1 protein-coding gene is annotated in these 1,633 nt (G+C 35.8%); it reads right to left on the reverse strand.

Features of this window, described 5'->3' with window-relative positions:
* On the reverse strand, nucleotides 1-1,633 hold a 1,633-nt coding region (locus HLB29_RS09435), incomplete at both ends, for a DUF7927 domain-containing protein (RefSeq protein WP_185624898.1).

The raw sequence follows: 1,633 nt of genomic DNA on the forward strand, positions 1-1,633 counted from the left end.
TTTATACACACCGCTATTATCTGCCGAATTTTCTATATATGCTGTATGTGTTGGAATTTTATCTGTAATGACAACATCTTGTTCTTTTCTAGTTGTATTCTTATATGTTATCTTGTAAGTTAGTATTTCTCCAGGATTTACTTCTTTACCATCAATATTTGTAGTCGTATCTCCTTTAAATACTTCCTTCTTCGGTTTTGTCGGTGTTTCAGGTACAGGATTGCTTGTCGGATTTGTCTTTAGATTGTTATTACCAGCTTTTACTAGCGCTTCATTCTTTAATTTCTCTCCTGAAGCTGACTCTTTTACCTTTACCTTAAATGTAACTTCATATGTTTCTCCATTTCCAAGGCTTGCCTTTGTCCATGTTATTGTTCCACCGCTGTACACTCCGCCATTGTCTGCAGAATTATCTACATATTCCGTAAATTCAGGTATTTTATCTTCGATTACTACCTTTTGTACTTTCCCTGTTGTATTTTTATACGTTATCTTGTATGTTAATATATCTCCAGGATTTACCTGTTTTCCATCTATATTTGTAGTTTCACTTCCCTTAAATACTTCCTTCTTTGGTTTTGTCGGCGGTGTTTCAGGTACAGGATTGTTTGTCGGATTTGTCTTTAAATCGTTCTTTCCGGCTTTTACTAGTGCTTCGTTTGTTAACTTTTCTCCACCCGCTGACTCTTTTACCTTTACCTTAAATGTGACTTCAAATGTTTCTCCATTTGATACTTTTTCTTTTGTCCATGTTATTGTTCCACCGCTGTATATTCCGCCATTATCTGCAGAATTATCTACATATTCCGTAAATTCAGGAATCTTATCTTCGATTACTACCTTTTGTTCCTTGCCTGTTGTATTTTTATACGTTATCTTGTATGTTAATATATCTCCAGGGTTTACTTCCTTACCATCAATGCTTGTTGTTTCATTTCCTTTGAAAACATCTTTCTTAGGTGTAGTCGGTGGTGTTTCCGGTACAGGGTTGTTTGTCGGATTTGTCTTTAAATCGTTCTTTCCGGTTTTTACAAGGGCTTCATTCTTTATATTCTCTCCTGAAGCCGATTCTTTTACCTTTACCTTAAATGTAACTTCAAATGTCTCGCCATTTCCAAGGTTTTCTTTTGTCCATGTTATTGTTCCGTTACTGTATACTCCACCGTTGTCCGCTGAATTATTTACATACTCTGTAAACTCAGGAATCTTATCTTCGATTACTACCTTCTGTTCCTTGCCTGTTGTATTTTTATACGTTATCTTGTAAGTTAATACATCTCCAGGTTTTACTTCCTTACCGTCGATATTTGTTGTTTCTGTTCCCTTAAATACTTCTTTCTTAGGATCTGTCGGTGGGGTTTCAGGTACAGGGTTATTTGTCGGATTTGTCTTTAGGTTGTTATTACCTGCCTTTACCAAGGCTTCGTTTGTTAACTTTTCTCCACCTGCTGACTCTTTTACCTTTACTTTAAATGTGACTGTATATGTCTCATTATTTCCAAGACTCGCCTTTGTCCATGTTATTGTTCCACCGCTGTATACTCCACCATTGTCTGCAGAATTATCTACATATTCTGTAAACTCAGGGATTTTATCTTCAATAACTACCTTTTGTGCTTTTCCTGTTGTATTT

Origin of the sequence: Peptostreptococcus canis, from assembly GCF_014229965.1 — a bacterium.
GTDB lineage: Bacteria > Bacillota > Clostridia > Peptostreptococcales > Peptostreptococcaceae > Peptostreptococcus > Peptostreptococcus canis.